Here is a 12,424-nt window from a genome sequence, read left to right as displayed (position 1 = left end):
TCCCCCGTCGTGCGTCATTCTCGCTCCTGCAGGATCTGGCGACGCGCCGCTACGCCTCGTGGATCACGCGGCCGTCCACGACGGTGAGCAGGATCGGCACCTCGGGCAGGGCGTCCGGCTCCGTCGTCACCGGGTCGGCGCCCCAGACCGTGAGGTCGGCGACGGCGCCGACCGCGAGCACGCCGCGATCCTCGTGACCGCGGGCGCGGGCCGGCCACAGCGTGTAGGCGAGGAGCGCCTCCTCCCCGCTCAGGCGCTGCTCCGGCTCGAAGACCGGCGCCCCGGGATCGCCGGGCGCATGGCGCCCGCGCGCCCACGCCATGCCGAGCCGCGGATCGTACTGCGCCACCGGCCAGTCGGAGCCGAGGGCGAGGGTCACCCCCGCGTCGAGCACGTCGCGCACCCGGTAGCCGGTCGCGTTGCGCCCCTCGCCGAGCCGCGTCGCCCAGCCGTCGCTGCCGTCCACGGCGCGCCACTGCATGTGCAGCGGCTGCATCGACGCGGTCACCCCGGCGTCGGAGCGGCCGGCGTTGAACGCGCGCAGTTGCGCGACGTCGGCGTCGGCGAGCACTTCGAGGTGCTCGATGGAGTGGAACGGCAGCCCGGGGCGCTCGGGGAGCCCGGCGTACACGTCGAGCACGCGGCTCACGGCGTAGTCGCCGACGGCGTGCGTCGCGATGAGCATGCCGGCCGCGTGATAGGCCCGCACGACCTCGCCGTAGCGCTCCCACGACGGCCAGAACGGCGCGCGACCGTCGCCGCAGGCGTCGGGCGCGTGCAGCCACGCCGTGCCGGTGTCGATGACACCGTCGCTGAAGAGCTTGATCGCCCCGGTCCGCCAGAGCCGGCCGGCGCGGTCCTTCGTCGCGATGACGCGCGCCACGTCCGCATCGGTGTCCCCCACGGCGTGCCAGTGGTGCACGGTCACGCGGTGATCGAGCTCCCCCCGCTCCTCGAGCTCCGCGAGCAGCTCCACGGTCGCGTCCTTGCCGTCCATGATCGCCCCGCCCGTGAGACCGACGGCGGCCAGTCGTCGGAACATGTCGCGCAGCGCATCGCGGTCCACGTCGTGCGCCGGCGCGGGGATCGCGTCGAAGACGAGATTGTAGGCCGTGGGCTCGCGCAGCTCGCCGGTCGGCGTGCCGTCGGCGTCAACGACCACCTCGCTCGCGTCGTCGAATGCGCGCGCGCCGTCGATGCCGGCCGCGGCGAGCGCCGGGGCGGTGGCGAGCGCGGTGTGCAGGTCGTAGCAGATGAGCACGACGGGGCGGCCGGGGGCCGCGTCCGCGAGCAGTGCGCCGCGCAGTCCGCCCGGGGTGTCGTCGTGTTCGAAGGGCTCGTACTCGAGATTCCAGCCGCGCAGCCACGCCCCCTCCGGGAGCCTCGCGTGCTCGGCGGCGAGCGCCGCGCGGATCTCAGCGATCGTGCCGAGCCCGCCGAGGTCGACGCCCGCGGTGACGGAGGCCGCCCAGTGGGGATGGGTGTGGGAGTCGAAGAGCCCGGGGGTGATCGTCGCCCCGGTGAGATCGCGGATCGGAATCCCCTCGGCGTCCGCCGCCCGGCGGATCTCCGCGTCGGAGCCGATGGCCGCGATCCGGCCGTCGCGGACGAGGAGCGCCGTCGCGGTCCCCGCGGTCGGCCCGCCGGCGGCTCCGGCGTCCTCGGTCTGGGTGCGCAGCCGCGCGCCGGTCAGGGCGAGCGACCCTCCGTGCTGTGCCATGGCGTCGATCCTCTCGGTCGGTCGGGTCTGTGACCCTGATGGGGCGGTGGGAAGGGGCGGTCGGGTGGGGCGGCGTCGACGCTCAGTCGAGGATCGTCGTGTAGTGCTTGCGGAGCGGCTCGTGCACCCGCCACACGCCCGTCCAGCCGGAGGGCATCACCATGACGTCGCCGGGACCGAACTCCTCGGGATCCTCCCCCTCGACCTCGAGGGTCACCCGGCCGGAGAGAATCGTGCAGATCTCGGTGTAGCCCTCGCGGGCGGCGGTGAAGACGCCGGGCGTGCACTCCCAGAGGCCGGTCTCGATGCGCGGCTCGCCGCCGGCGTTCGGCGTTCCGCCGCTCCACACCGCACGCGCGGCCTCGGTCATGCCCGCGGTGCGGGCGGTGGGCTTCGCGGCGTGCGGGCCGAGGTCTGCGGCCGCCGTGTCGTGGGCGGCGCGGGTGCGCGTGCGGGTCATGGTGCTCCTCCGGGGTGTCGTGCACGAGGGAACGTGCTCGGGGCCCGATGCTCGGGCGATGGGGTCGATGCTCGGACTCGGGGCTCCCGACCGGTGCTGGGCCGGGACGGCCCCGTCAGTGGGCGCGGCCGGTGATCACGTCGGCGACGTGGGCGATGGGCGAGGTGGTCCTCCGCCCGGCCAGCTCGGCGCGATCGGCGACGCCGTAGGCGGCGTAGAGCCCCTGGGTCGCGATCCAGCGCAGCGGCTCGGGCTCCCACTTGCGCACCCGGTGGTTCACCCACGGCAGTCCGGCGATCTCGGTGTCGTTGCCGAGCACGAGGTCGGCGATCGTGCGCCCCGCGAGGTTCGTCGACGTCACGCCGGTGCCGACGTAGCCGCCGCCCCAGGCGATGCCCGTCTCGCGGTCGAGGCCGACGGTCGCGGCCCAGTCCCGCGGCACCCCGAGCACGCCCGACCAGACATGGTCGATCGCCGCCCCGCGGGTGGCCGGGAAGAAGCGGTGGAGGATCTCGCTGAGCGTGTCGACGGTGGAGAGCGCGGTCTGCCCGTCGGTGTCCGTCTGCGAACCGTACCGGTAGGGCACACCGCGTCCGCCGATGGCGATGCGGTCGTCCGCCGTGCGCTGCGCGTACATGTACACGTGGGCGAAGTCGCCGAGCACCTCGCCCTGGTTCCAGTGCAGTTCGTCCCACACCGCGGCGTCGAGCGGCTCGGTCGCGATGAGCGAGGAGTTCATGGGCAGCCAGAGGCGCTTGAGTCCCTTGAGGCCGGCCGTGAAGCCCTCGGTCGCGCGCACGATGAAGTCCGCGGCGACGGTGCCGTGCGTGGTCCGCAGCCGGTGCGGTTCGATCTCGACGACGCGGGTGCGCTCGTAGATCTCGACGCCGAGTCGCTCGCAGGCGGCGGCGAGCCCCGAGACCAGCTTCGCGGGCTGGATGCGTGCGGCGTGCGGGTGCCACACCGCGGCCCGCGTGCCGGCGACGTTGATCTTCGCCCGCGCCGCGTCGGCCTCGAGCAGCTCGAGATCGGTGAAGCGCCAGGACTGCTCCTCGGCGGCGAACGCACGGATGCGCGCCTCCTGAGCGGGGGTGTAGGCGACGTTGAACTCGCCGCCCTTCATGATGTCGGCGTCGATGCCCTCGGCCGCCGCCACGCGGATCACCTCATCCACGGTCTCATTCATCGCGCGCTGGAAGCGCTCCGCGGCGTCGCGCCCGTGCGTCGGCTCGTACTGCGCCCGCCCGCCCGTCATCGCCGAGGTGAGCCAGCCGCCGTTGCGACCGGAGGCGCCGTAGCCGGCGTGCCGCTGCTCGACCACGACCACGCGCAGTTCGGGCCGCTGCTGCTTCAGGTAGTACGCCGTCCAGAGACCGGTGTAACCGGCCCCGACGATGGCGACGTCGGCGGTGAGGCTGCCAGGCAGCTCGGGGCGCGGCTGCGGAGCGCCGAGCTGCTGCCACCAGTGGGAGACGTTGCCGTTGATCATGGGTATCGGGCTTTCTGCTGTGCTGCGTTCAGGGTGGAGGATCGGGACGGGATGCCGTGCGCGGGATCGGCCGGCGGCGAGGAACGGCGCGCGCTCAGCCGGTGGCCGGCGGCCCGTGCGGCGCCTCGTCCGGCGTCGGAGGGCTGTTGATCCACAGCACGGCCGCGTCGGCGTCGGAGGTGTTGCGGACCCGGTGCGGGGTGGAGCTGAGGAACTCGATGGAGTCGTCGACCCGCATCTCGTAGCGCTCGCCGCCGAGCTCGAGGACGATCTCGCCCGCGGTGACGACGAGGATCTCCTGGGAGTCGCCGTGGGCGTAGGCCTCTGGCCCGGTGGAGCCGCCCGGCCGGAAGCGCCCGGCGTAGACCTCGAGATTGCCGAGCGGCGGCAGCGCGACGACGAACTTCTCGGCACCCTCCAGCTGCAGCCGCGGTCGATCGGCGGCGCGGAGCACGCCGCGGGTGTGCACGGCCGAGTCGTCGAGCAGCTGCGCCGGGCTCACGCCGAGGCCCGCGGCGATCTTGCGGAGGGAGGCGACGCTCGCGTTCGTGCGGCCGTTCTCGAGCTGGCTGAGGAAGGAGGAGCTGACGCCCGAGGCCGCGGCGAGCGCGCGCAGGCTCATGCCGCGCAGCCGCCGCAGGACCGCCACGCGCGGGCCGAGCCCGGCGTCGTCGCCCGCCGCCGTTCGCTCCATCGTCGCTCCTTCGCCGCAGAACCGGACACAGTGTCCCGTTCACTGAACGATATGTTCAGTCGATTGTGCTCCACGGTACCCCAGGCTCGGCGACCGCACAAGCCGCCTGAGCCGCACAAGCCGCCCGAGCCCGAGGTTCCGCCCCGCGTCGCCACGGCGGCCGCCGGACGGCTACCGTGCGCCGGGAGCGCCGACGCGCGCCAGGCGCTCCGGCGACAGCTCCGCCGCGATCTCGGCGAAGCGCGCGTCGAGGCCGAGCAGCTGATCCGGCACGTAGGCGAGCGGATCCGGCGTCTCCGAGGCGCCGCCGAGCAGGCCCTCGACGGTCGCGAGCAGGCAGTACGGGGCGTAGGACGGGTTGTAGCCGCCCTCCTGCACGAGGATCGCCCGCCCCTCGCTGTGCCGTTCGGCGAGCTCCCGCACCCGTCGGCCGATGCCGCGGAATCCCGGCATCGAGACGTTGTGCCGGCCGTTGGGGTCGTAGGCGCTCGCGTCCTGCCCGCTCGCGCACACGATCATGCCGGGGCGGAAGCGCTCGGCGAGCGGCGCGACGACCTCGTCGAAGGCGCGCAGATAGGCGGTATTGCCCGCGCCGAGCGGCAGCGGCACGTTCTGGGTGAAGCCGGCGCCCGCGCCCGCGCCCCGTTCCTCCAGCCGGCCGGTCTGCGGGTGGCTCGGTCCCCATGCGCCGTGGTCCATGTGCAGGCTGACGGTGAGCACATCGTCACGCTCGTAGAAGATGTCCTGCGTGCCGTTGCCGTGGTGCACGTCCCAGTCGACGACGAGCACCCGCTCGATACCGGCGCGCCTCGCGGCGTCGGCGGCGAGCGCCGCGCCGTTGAAGAAGCAGTACCCGTCGGCCTGGGCGCGCTGCGCGTGATGACCGGGCGGCCGGGTGAGCGCGTACGCCAGGGGCGCCGCGCCCGAGAGCACGGTCTCCGCCGCGGCGAGGGCCGTCCCGGCCGCCGCGAGCAGCGGCGCGTAGGACCCGGCGGACAGCCGCGTCGTGCCGGTCACCCATCCGCCGCCCCGCTCCGTCGCGCGGCGCACCTCCTCGATGTAGGCCGCGTCGTGCACCGCGGCCAGCTCCTCCTCCGCGGCCAGGCGGCCGGGCGCGAAGCGCACGGCGTCCGAGACCGGGCCGCGCGCGAGGATGTCGTGCATGCGCTCGATGCGCAGCCGGCCCTCCGTGTGCGGCTCGTTCGCGGCGAACCACGGGCTCGGGGCGGCCTCGTGCAGGGCGGGTCCGGTGTCGTGGTCGAGCACGCGGGCGTCGAAGTGGATCGGCAGGGGGTCGATGCGGGTCATCGCGCTCACTCCTGGGCGGGGGTCATGTTGTAGACGAAGAACGCGGGCTCGTCGCCGATGTTCTCGAGGTGGTAGGTCCACCCGGGCGCCAGGTAGACGGTGTCGTCGGGCCCGAGCTCGAAGACGCCCTCGTCCCAGGTGAGGCGCAGGCGCCCGCGGATGATGTAGTACGTCTCGTCGACGGGGCCGTACCAGTGCTCGGCCTCCTCGGGATCGAAGACCTCGCGGCTCGACCAGCGATTGGTCTGCTCGCCGGGATCCATCCAGCACACGCCCTGGGTGAGCTCGCTCTGATGCTCCTCGCGGGTGATGATGCGGTTGATGCGCACCCGGGTCGGCGCGGCGTCGGCCGCGAGCGGGGTCAGCTCGGCGAGTGTGACGTGGACGGGGCGAGGGTTGCGGTCCATGGGTTCTCCGTTTCGGTTGCGTCGTCGCGATGGGGGAAGATCGCGGTGCTCTCCGGCGACCACTGCAGTCGCACGGATCCGTCGCGCGCCGGGGCGGGAGCCTCGGTGCCGGTGCGGACGATCACCGGGCCGTCGTCGCTCGCGAACTCGATCCGGCGCTGGGCGCCGAGGTAGGTGATGTCGCGCACCCGGCCATCGAGCGCGCAGTCCCCCGCGGCGCGCGGCGCGCCCGCGGGTGCGCCGGGCTCGGCGACGCGGATCCGCTCGGGGCGGACGACGGCGATCGCGTCGCCGTCCGGCACATCCGCCGCGGGGATGCGCACGCCGCCGCGACCGACGAACTCGCCCGCCGCGACCCGTCCGTGGAACGCGTTCGATTCGCCGATGAACCGGGAGACGAAGAGGCTCGCGGGTCGCTCGTAGAGCTCCTCCGGGGTGCCGAGCTGCTCGATGCGCCCCTCGTTGAAGACCGCGATCCGGTCGGAGAGCGTGAGCGCCTCCTCCTGGTCGTGCGTCACGAACACGACGGTGATGCCGAGATCCTGGTGGAGCCGCCGCAGCTCGATCTGCAGGCGCTCCCTGAGCGCCCGGTCGAGCGCGCCGAAGGGCTCGTCCATGAGCAGCAGCCGGGGCTGGAACACGAGCGCTCGCGCGAGCGCCACGCGCTGCTGCTGGCCGCCGCTGAGCTGGCCGGGCTTCGCGTTCGCCCGAGCGCGGAGCTCGACGAGCTCGAGCGCCTCGAGCGCCCGGCGCGCCCGTTCGGCCTTCGGCACGCCGCGCTGGCGGAGCGGGAACTCGACGTTCTCGCGCACCGAGAGGTGCGGGAAGAGCGAGTAGTTCTGGAAGACCATGCCGAGCCCGCGCTTGTGCGGGGGCACCGTCGTGATCTCCTCGCCGTCGCAGACCACGCTGCCGCCGCTCGGCTCGGTGAAGCCCGCGATCATGGAGAGGGTCGTGGTCTTCCCCGATCCGCTCGGGCCGAGCAGGGTGAGGAATTCGCCTGAGGCGACGTGCAGATCGACGTGTTCGACGGCCGCCGTGCCGCCGTAGCGCTTGACGAGCCCGGTGAGTCGCAGCTCCGCTCCCGGAGTGGGCGTGAGGGTCATTCGGCGTCTCCTTGTCGGTGCGCGGCGCGTCGTTCCTGCACGAGCTGCACGAGTCGGGGGATGAGGATGATGAGCGTGGAGAGCACCAGCAGCAGCGTCGAGGCCGCGGCGATGCTCGGGTCGGTCTCGACGGTCACGGAGCTGTACATCTGCACGGGCAGGGTGCGCAGCGTCGGCGACTGCAGGAAGTACGCGACGACGACCTCGTCGAGGCTCGTCACGAACGCGAAGACGAAGCCGGTCGCGATGCCCGGGAGCAGGATCGGCAGCTCCACCTGCAGGAAGCGGGCGACGGGCCCCGCCCCGAGCACGGCCGCGGCTCGGGCGTGGGTCTCGTCGAGGCCCCGCAGCGCCGTGCTCACGGGGATGAGCACGAAGGGCAGCGCGAGCGTGATGTGGGCGAGGACGACGCCGAGGATCGAGCCGTTGAGGTTCCAGCGCAGATACATGCCGAAGATCGCGATCGCCGCCACGATCCCGGGGACGAGGATCGGCAGCATCATGGCGATCTGCGCGGTCGCGGCGAATCGCGCCCGCAGGCCCTTCAGGCCGTAGGCGGCGAGCGTGCCGAGCGCCGTCGCCGCGACGCCGACGATCACGGCGATCCCGAGGCTCGTCCCGAGGGAGCCGAGCCATCGCTGATCCGTGAAGAAGTGCTCGTACCACTGCAGCGACCAGCCCTCGATGGGGAAGGCGAAGCTGCGGCGGTCCGAGAACGACAGCGGGATCACGACGAGCGTCGGGGCGACGAGCAGCAGCGCGGCCACCGCGGCCCAGAGACGTATCGGCAGACGGATCCGGGTCGGTTCGTTCACGAGCGCTCACCTCCGGCGATCATCTGGGAAATGCCGCGGCGCAGCGGCGCGACGGCGAGGATCACGACGGCGAAGAGCCCGAGCGTCGCGAGCAGCAGGATGCCCGAGAGGGCGCCCGCGCCGGCGAAGTCGACGATCTTCTCGACGCGGAGCCCGATGACCTGCGCGATCATCGCCTCCTTCGGGCTGCCGATGAGCTGCGGCGTGATGTAGAAGCCGAGCGCGAGGATGAACACGAGCGCGCTCGAGGCGAAGACGCCGGGCAGGGATTGCGGCAGGTAGACCTGCCAGAAGGCCCGGTAGCGGTTGGCCCCGAGACTCTGCGCCGCGGCGAGCTGCCGGCGGTCGATGGAGCCGAGCGCGGTGAAGAGGGTGAGGATCATGTACGGCAGCAGGATCTGCACGATGGCGAGGATCACGCCGCTCGCGCTGCCGAGCAGGGTGACGTCCGAGGCGCCGAAGAAGGCGAGGATCGCCGACACCGGTCCGTCGCGCTGGAGCAGGGAGATCCAGGCGAAGGTGCGCGCCATGAGCGAGGTCCAGAACGGCACCAGCACGAGCACGAGCAGCAGCGTGCGCGCCGTGGGTCCGACGAGCGTGAGCAGGTAGGCGAAGGGGTAGCCGAGCAGCAGGCACACGACGACCGCGATGACCGCGGTCGCGAAGGTGCGGCCGAGCACGCGCAGCGTGGTCGGATCGGCGAGGGCCGCGGCGTACTGGCCGAGTCCCGGCTCCGGCTCGGTGAAGGATCGGTAGATGATGACGCCGATCGGGAGCAGGAAGAAGATCAGGATCACGGCGAGCGCCGGGATCACGGCGACGCCGCTGAAGAGGCGCGATGGACGCATGGGCCCTCCCGGGGGATGCGGATCGAGAAGCGGTGCGGATGGCGGCGGGGACCGGCGGACGGGCCGCCCGGTCCCCGCCCGGGCGGTCAGCTCGTGGACCAGGCGGTCCACTCGGCCTCGGCCTCCGCCGAGTTGTCGGCCCACCACTGGACGTCGGTCACGACGGACTGGTCCTGGACCTCGGCCTTGGCGACGTTCCACTTCTCCTGGAGCTCGCTGAGCTCGGGCTCGGCGGCGAGGTTGGCGGGCGAGTAGGGCTGGAGCTCCGCGAAGCGCGCCTGCGGCTCGGCGGTCGCGGCGTACTCGATGAAGCTCTGGGCGTTCTCGGCGTTCTTGCTGCCCTTGATGATGCTGAGGCTCGCCCACGAGAGGAGGTTGTCCTGCCAGACGGGGGCGATCGCGGCGCCGTTGTTCTCGGCCTCGTAGCCGCGCCCCGACCAGGCGAGCCACATGTCCGCGGCGCCGTCCTCCATGGACTGCTGCGATTCCGAGCTCGTGTCCCAGAAGGTGAGCGAGTCGCGGATCGTGTCGAGCTTGGCGTACGCGCGCTCGGTGTCGAGGGGGTAGAGGTCCTCGGGCGCGACTCCGTCGGCGAGCAGCGCGAATTCGAGCGCTCCCGCGCCGGCCCAGTTGGGCACGACCCGAGTGCCGGGGAACCGCTCCAGGTCGAAGAAGTCCGCGGGGGTGGCGGGGACGTCCCCGCTGTAGGTGTCGGTGTTGTAGATGAGCATGGTCGAGTACTGGGCGATCGGGATCGAGCAGTCCGACCACGTGCCCTCGGGGAAGTTCGAGGTGTCGATGTTCGTGAAGTCCAGCTCCTCGACGAGCGTGCCGCAGTTGGCCACCGGGAAGTACGGCTCCGTGTCCGCCACGTCCCAGATCGCGTTGCCCGACTCGACCATCTGCTGGATCTTCGGGTAGGAGGTGGGGCCGTCGTTCTGGACGCTCGCCCCGCTCTCCTCGGCCCACGGGGTGAGGAACGCCTCGTTCTGCGCGTCCTGGTACGCGCTGCCGTAGCTCGCGAAGACGAGGGAGTCCCCCGATCCCTCGTCGGGGGCGGCGCCCGAGGAGCAGGCGGCGAGGGCGAGCACGGCGGCTGCGGCGAGGCCCGCCGCGGGGAGCTGCCTCAAGGTTCTCTGGTGCATCTTCGATCGACTCCTTCGTCCGTCACGTTGATGGGACATTATAATAACGCATTATTGTTACCGCGCAAGCCGCGCGTCGCCCGCGACCGTAGGGTAAGACTCACCGAGCCCGGCGCGCGGACCGCACGCGCACGACACCGAGGGAGCCCGCGTGACCATCGCAGCCGACCACCGCACCGACGCCGCCGACATCGACCTGGCGACGCGGAGGCGGGCCGAGATCCTGGACGGCGCGATCCGCGTCATCTCCCGAGACGGCGTCGTCGCGGCGAAGCTCAAGGACATCGCGCGCGAGTCGGGGGTGAGCCTCGGCCTCGTCCAGCACTACTTCGACACGCGGGAGAACCTCATCGACGAGACCTTCGGCGCCATGATGCGCGTCATCTCCCGGGAGGGGGCGCACCGCGTCGGCGACGAGGATCCCCTCGAGGTCGTCTACGGCATGATCCGCCTGCACGTCTACGGCACCGTCGCCTTCCCCGAGCGCTGGGGATTCTGGAGCGAGCTCTGGGCCGCGTCGGGCCGATCCGAGCGCATCCGCGGACTCGCCACCCAGATCTACGAGCTCTGGGCGCGCCCCCTCGAGGCCGCGCTGCGGCGCCTCTCCGCCGAGGGGCGCCTCCCCTCGGGAGCGGACCCCCGCCGCACCGCGACCGGCATCCTCGCGCTGATGGACGGCCTCTCGATCCGCACGCTCGCCGAGCCCGGGGCCTTCGCGCCCGAGGTGATGCTCGGCATCCTCACCGAGTGGGTGACGACCCAGCTCGGCGTCGACGCCGACACCGCCGCGACCGCGATCGCCGCGAGCGGACGGGACGGGCGCCTCTCGGATCCCCCCGCGCTCACGCCGGAGCTCATCGCCGCGGCCCTGCTCGACACGCCGACCGCCTGAGGCGCCGTACCACCGCGCGCGGACGGGGCGCGACCGGAGCAGCGGGACCGGCTGCAATAATATGTTATTATCACAATCGCGCCAGCGTCGGCCGGTCCGACGGGCGCACCCCACACCCGACGGAGACACGCAGAGGTGAGCATGCTCGATTCGACGATCACACGGTTCATTCACGAGCAGCAGGAACGGATCACGGGCACGGACCCGCACATCGCGTTCAGCGAGGAGGAGTACGCCTCGCGGCTCGCGCGCCTGCAGCGCGCCATGGCCGAGGACGGGATCGATACGCTCGTGCTCTCCTCGCCCGAGGCGCAGAACTGGCTGCACGGGCTCGCGCTGCGCTGGTACAAGGCCAACGGCCCGCGGGACTGGCGCCCGCTCACCTGCACCGTGGTGCGGGTCGACGCGGGGTACATCCTGTTCGAGGGCATCGAGCACGCCGAGATGATCCGGCGCACCTCGGTGGCGCGCGACGTGCGGCTGCTCCCCCGGTACGAGCGCGACGGCATGCTCGGCTTCATCGTCAAGGAGATCTCGGCGGCCGGCTGGGTGGCGGGCGCCACCGTCGGGCTGGAGCTGTTCTCGGCGATCCCGAACCCCGCGGTGTCCCGCATGGTCGAGGGCGCCCTCATGACCGCGGGCGGGCGCGTCGTCGACGCGACCCTCACCTCTCGCCGCGTCCGCCTCGTGAAGTCCCCCGCCGAGCTCGAGGCCGTCAAGCGGGCGGCGGAGATCTGCGACGCCGGGCTCCTCCACCTCGCGAGCGTGCTCCGGCCGGGCATGACGGAGCTCGAGGCCCACGGCGAGCTCATCCGCGGACTGTCGGCGGCCGGCGGCGAGCCCGCCGGACTGCACCAGGTCGCCTTCGTCGGACTCGCCGCCCTCGGGGTGTACCACGAGATCTCCGGGCACCGCGTCATCACCGAGGACGACTTCCTCGACGTCGACCCCTGCGGGGTCTTCAAGCGCTACCACGCGAACCGCTCGCAGCTCTACGCGTTCCGCGAGCCGCCGCGCGGCGCCGTCGAGCTCATGCGCGTGCTCACCGGGGGCTTCGAGATCCTCACCGAGCGCGCGCGGCCCGGCGTGCGGATCGGCGACGTCAACGCGGAGCTCTACGCCTACTACCGCGACGCCGGCGTCTTCGAGCTGAACTCGAGCGTCTGGATCGGCGGCTACGAGATGGGCATCGCCTTCCCGCCCGACTGGGTCGGCGAGTGGAAGTTCACGGTCGTCGGCGGGGAGGACGACGACCGGGTGTTCGAGGCCGGTACCGTCGCGAACTTCGAGAGCATGTGCGGGATCGGCCTGCTCGACACCTTCGTGATCGAGGAGGAGCGCACGAGCCTGCTCTCGAAGCTGCCGCACGAGATCCTGGTCGTCGGCCGGTAGTCCGAGCGGGCCCGGGTCCGGACCCGGATCCGGCCCGCACGGCCCGGGGCACCGGCCGCCGGGGTGAATTCCGCGCCGAACCGGCGTATCATGGCTGCGTTCCGCCACAAGCGGGCACGCCCGAAGTCGCGCACTGAGCCCGACCTCG

12 protein-coding genes are annotated in these 12,424 nt (G+C 72.5%); 2 read left to right on the top strand and 10 right to left on the bottom strand.

Going from position 1 to position 12,424, the window contains the following annotated elements:
- Positions 1–49 precede the first annotated feature (49 nt).
- The 10 genes from MUN78_RS01810 to MUN78_RS01765 all read right to left on the bottom strand — a co-directional run bounded on the left by MUN78_RS01810 (position 50) and on the right by MUN78_RS01765 (position 9,992).
- The gene (locus MUN78_RS01810) at positions 50–1,720 is read right to left on the bottom strand and encodes an amidohydrolase (protein ID WP_244728393.1); all 1,671 of its coding nucleotides are present in this window, start codon (positions 1,718–1,720) and stop codon (positions 50–52) included.
- Positions 1,721–1,802: 82 nt separating this feature from the next.
- On the bottom strand, positions 1,803–2,180 hold the full coding sequence (locus tag MUN78_RS01805; RefSeq protein ID WP_244728391.1) for a cupin domain-containing protein: 378 nt from the start codon (positions 2,178–2,180) through the stop codon (positions 1,803–1,805).
- 115 nt (positions 2,181–2,295) lie between these two features.
- On the bottom strand, positions 2,296–3,669 hold the full coding sequence (locus MUN78_RS01800) for an NAD(P)/FAD-dependent oxidoreductase (RefSeq protein ID WP_244692729.1): 1,374 nt from the start codon (positions 3,667–3,669) through the stop codon (positions 2,296–2,298).
- A 94-nt stretch (positions 3,670–3,763) separates the two neighbouring features.
- Positions 3,764–4,363: a helix-turn-helix domain-containing protein gene (locus tag MUN78_RS01795; protein WP_244692728.1), complete on the bottom strand. Its 600-nt coding sequence runs from the start codon at positions 4,361–4,363 to the stop codon at positions 3,764–3,766.
- Positions 4,364–4,534: 171 nt separating this feature from the next.
- Entirely contained in the window at positions 4,535–5,671 is a 1,137-nt protein-coding gene (locus tag MUN78_RS01790; RefSeq protein ID WP_244728389.1) for an arginase family protein, read from the bottom strand.
- A gap of 5 nt (positions 5,672–5,676) precedes the next feature.
- Positions 5,677–6,078: a cupin domain-containing protein gene (locus MUN78_RS01785; RefSeq protein ID WP_244728387.1), complete on the bottom strand. Its 402-nt coding sequence runs from the start codon at positions 6,076–6,078 to the stop codon at positions 5,677–5,679.
- A complete protein-coding gene (locus tag MUN78_RS01780; RefSeq protein ID WP_244692725.1) occupies positions 6,033–7,184 on the bottom strand; it encodes an ABC transporter ATP-binding protein in 1,152 nt (383 codons plus the stop codon). Before MUN78_RS01780 ends, MUN78_RS01785 begins: the two co-directional genes overlap by 46 nt.
- Entirely contained in the window at positions 7,181–7,999 is an 819-nt protein-coding gene (locus tag MUN78_RS01775; RefSeq protein ID WP_244728385.1) for an ABC transporter permease, read from the bottom strand. Before MUN78_RS01775 ends, MUN78_RS01780 begins: the two co-directional genes overlap by 4 nt.
- On the bottom strand, positions 7,996–8,847 hold the full coding sequence (locus tag MUN78_RS01770) for an ABC transporter permease (protein ID WP_244728383.1): 852 nt from the start codon (positions 8,845–8,847) through the stop codon (positions 7,996–7,998). Before MUN78_RS01770 ends, MUN78_RS01775 begins: the two co-directional genes overlap by 4 nt.
- Before the next feature lie 86 nt (positions 8,848–8,933).
- Entirely contained in the window at positions 8,934–9,992 is a 1,059-nt protein-coding gene (locus MUN78_RS01765; RefSeq protein ID WP_244728382.1) for an ABC transporter substrate-binding protein, read from the bottom strand.
- A 151-nt stretch (positions 9,993–10,143) separates the two neighbouring features.
- Here MUN78_RS01765 and MUN78_RS01760 point away from each other — a divergent pair, with 151 nt between their 5' ends.
- Both MUN78_RS01760 and MUN78_RS01755 read left to right on the top strand, forming a co-directional pair.
- On the top strand, positions 10,144–10,884 hold the full coding sequence (locus MUN78_RS01760; RefSeq protein ID WP_244692721.1) for a TetR/AcrR family transcriptional regulator: 741 nt from the start codon (positions 10,144–10,146) through the stop codon (positions 10,882–10,884).
- 141 nt (positions 10,885–11,025) lie between these two features.
- Positions 11,026–12,276, top strand: coding sequence for a M24 family metallopeptidase (locus MUN78_RS01755; RefSeq protein WP_244729979.1), 1,251 nt, complete (start codon positions 11,026–11,028; stop codon positions 12,274–12,276).
- Positions 12,277–12,424: the final 148 nt, after the last annotated feature.

The organism is Leucobacter allii (assembly GCF_022919155.1).
GTDB classification, from domain to species: Bacteria; Actinomycetota; Actinomycetes; order Actinomycetales; family Microbacteriaceae; genus Leucobacter; species Leucobacter allii.
This window is presented reverse-complemented; position numbering and strand designations above follow the sequence as displayed.

Coding starts and splice junctions, on each gene's coding strand:
- MUN78_RS01810 (WP_244728393.1), bottom strand. CDS start 1,720: ATGGCACAGCACGGAGGGTCGCTCGCCCTGACCGGCGCGCGGCTGCGC.
- MUN78_RS01805 (WP_244728391.1), bottom strand. CDS start 2,180: ATGACCCGCACGCGCACCCGCGCCGCCCACGACACGGCGGCCGCAGAC.
- MUN78_RS01800 (WP_244692729.1), bottom strand. CDS start 3,669: ATGATCAACGGCAACGTCTCCCACTGGTGGCAGCAGCTCGGCGCTCCG.
- MUN78_RS01795 (WP_244692728.1), bottom strand. CDS start 4,363: ATGGAGCGAACGGCGGCGGGCGACGACGCCGGGCTCGGCCCGCGCGTG.
- MUN78_RS01790 (WP_244728389.1), bottom strand. CDS start 5,671: ATGACCCGCATCGACCCCCTGCCGATCCACTTCGACGCCCGCGTGCTC.
- MUN78_RS01785 (WP_244728387.1), bottom strand. CDS start 6,078: ATGGACCGCAACCCTCGCCCCGTCCACGTCACACTCGCCGAGCTGACC.
- MUN78_RS01780 (WP_244692725.1), bottom strand. CDS start 7,184: ATGACCCTCACGCCCACTCCGGGAGCGGAGCTGCGACTCACCGGGCTC.
- MUN78_RS01770 (WP_244728383.1), bottom strand. CDS start 8,847: ATGCGTCCATCGCGCCTCTTCAGCGGCGTCGCCGTGATCCCGGCGCTC.
- MUN78_RS01765 (WP_244728382.1), bottom strand. CDS start 9,992: ATGCACCAGAGAACCTTGAGGCAGCTCCCCGCGGCGGGCCTCGCCGCA.
- MUN78_RS01755 (WP_244729979.1), top strand. CDS start 11,026: ATGCTCGATTCGACGATCACACGGTTCATTCACGAGCAGCAGGAACGG.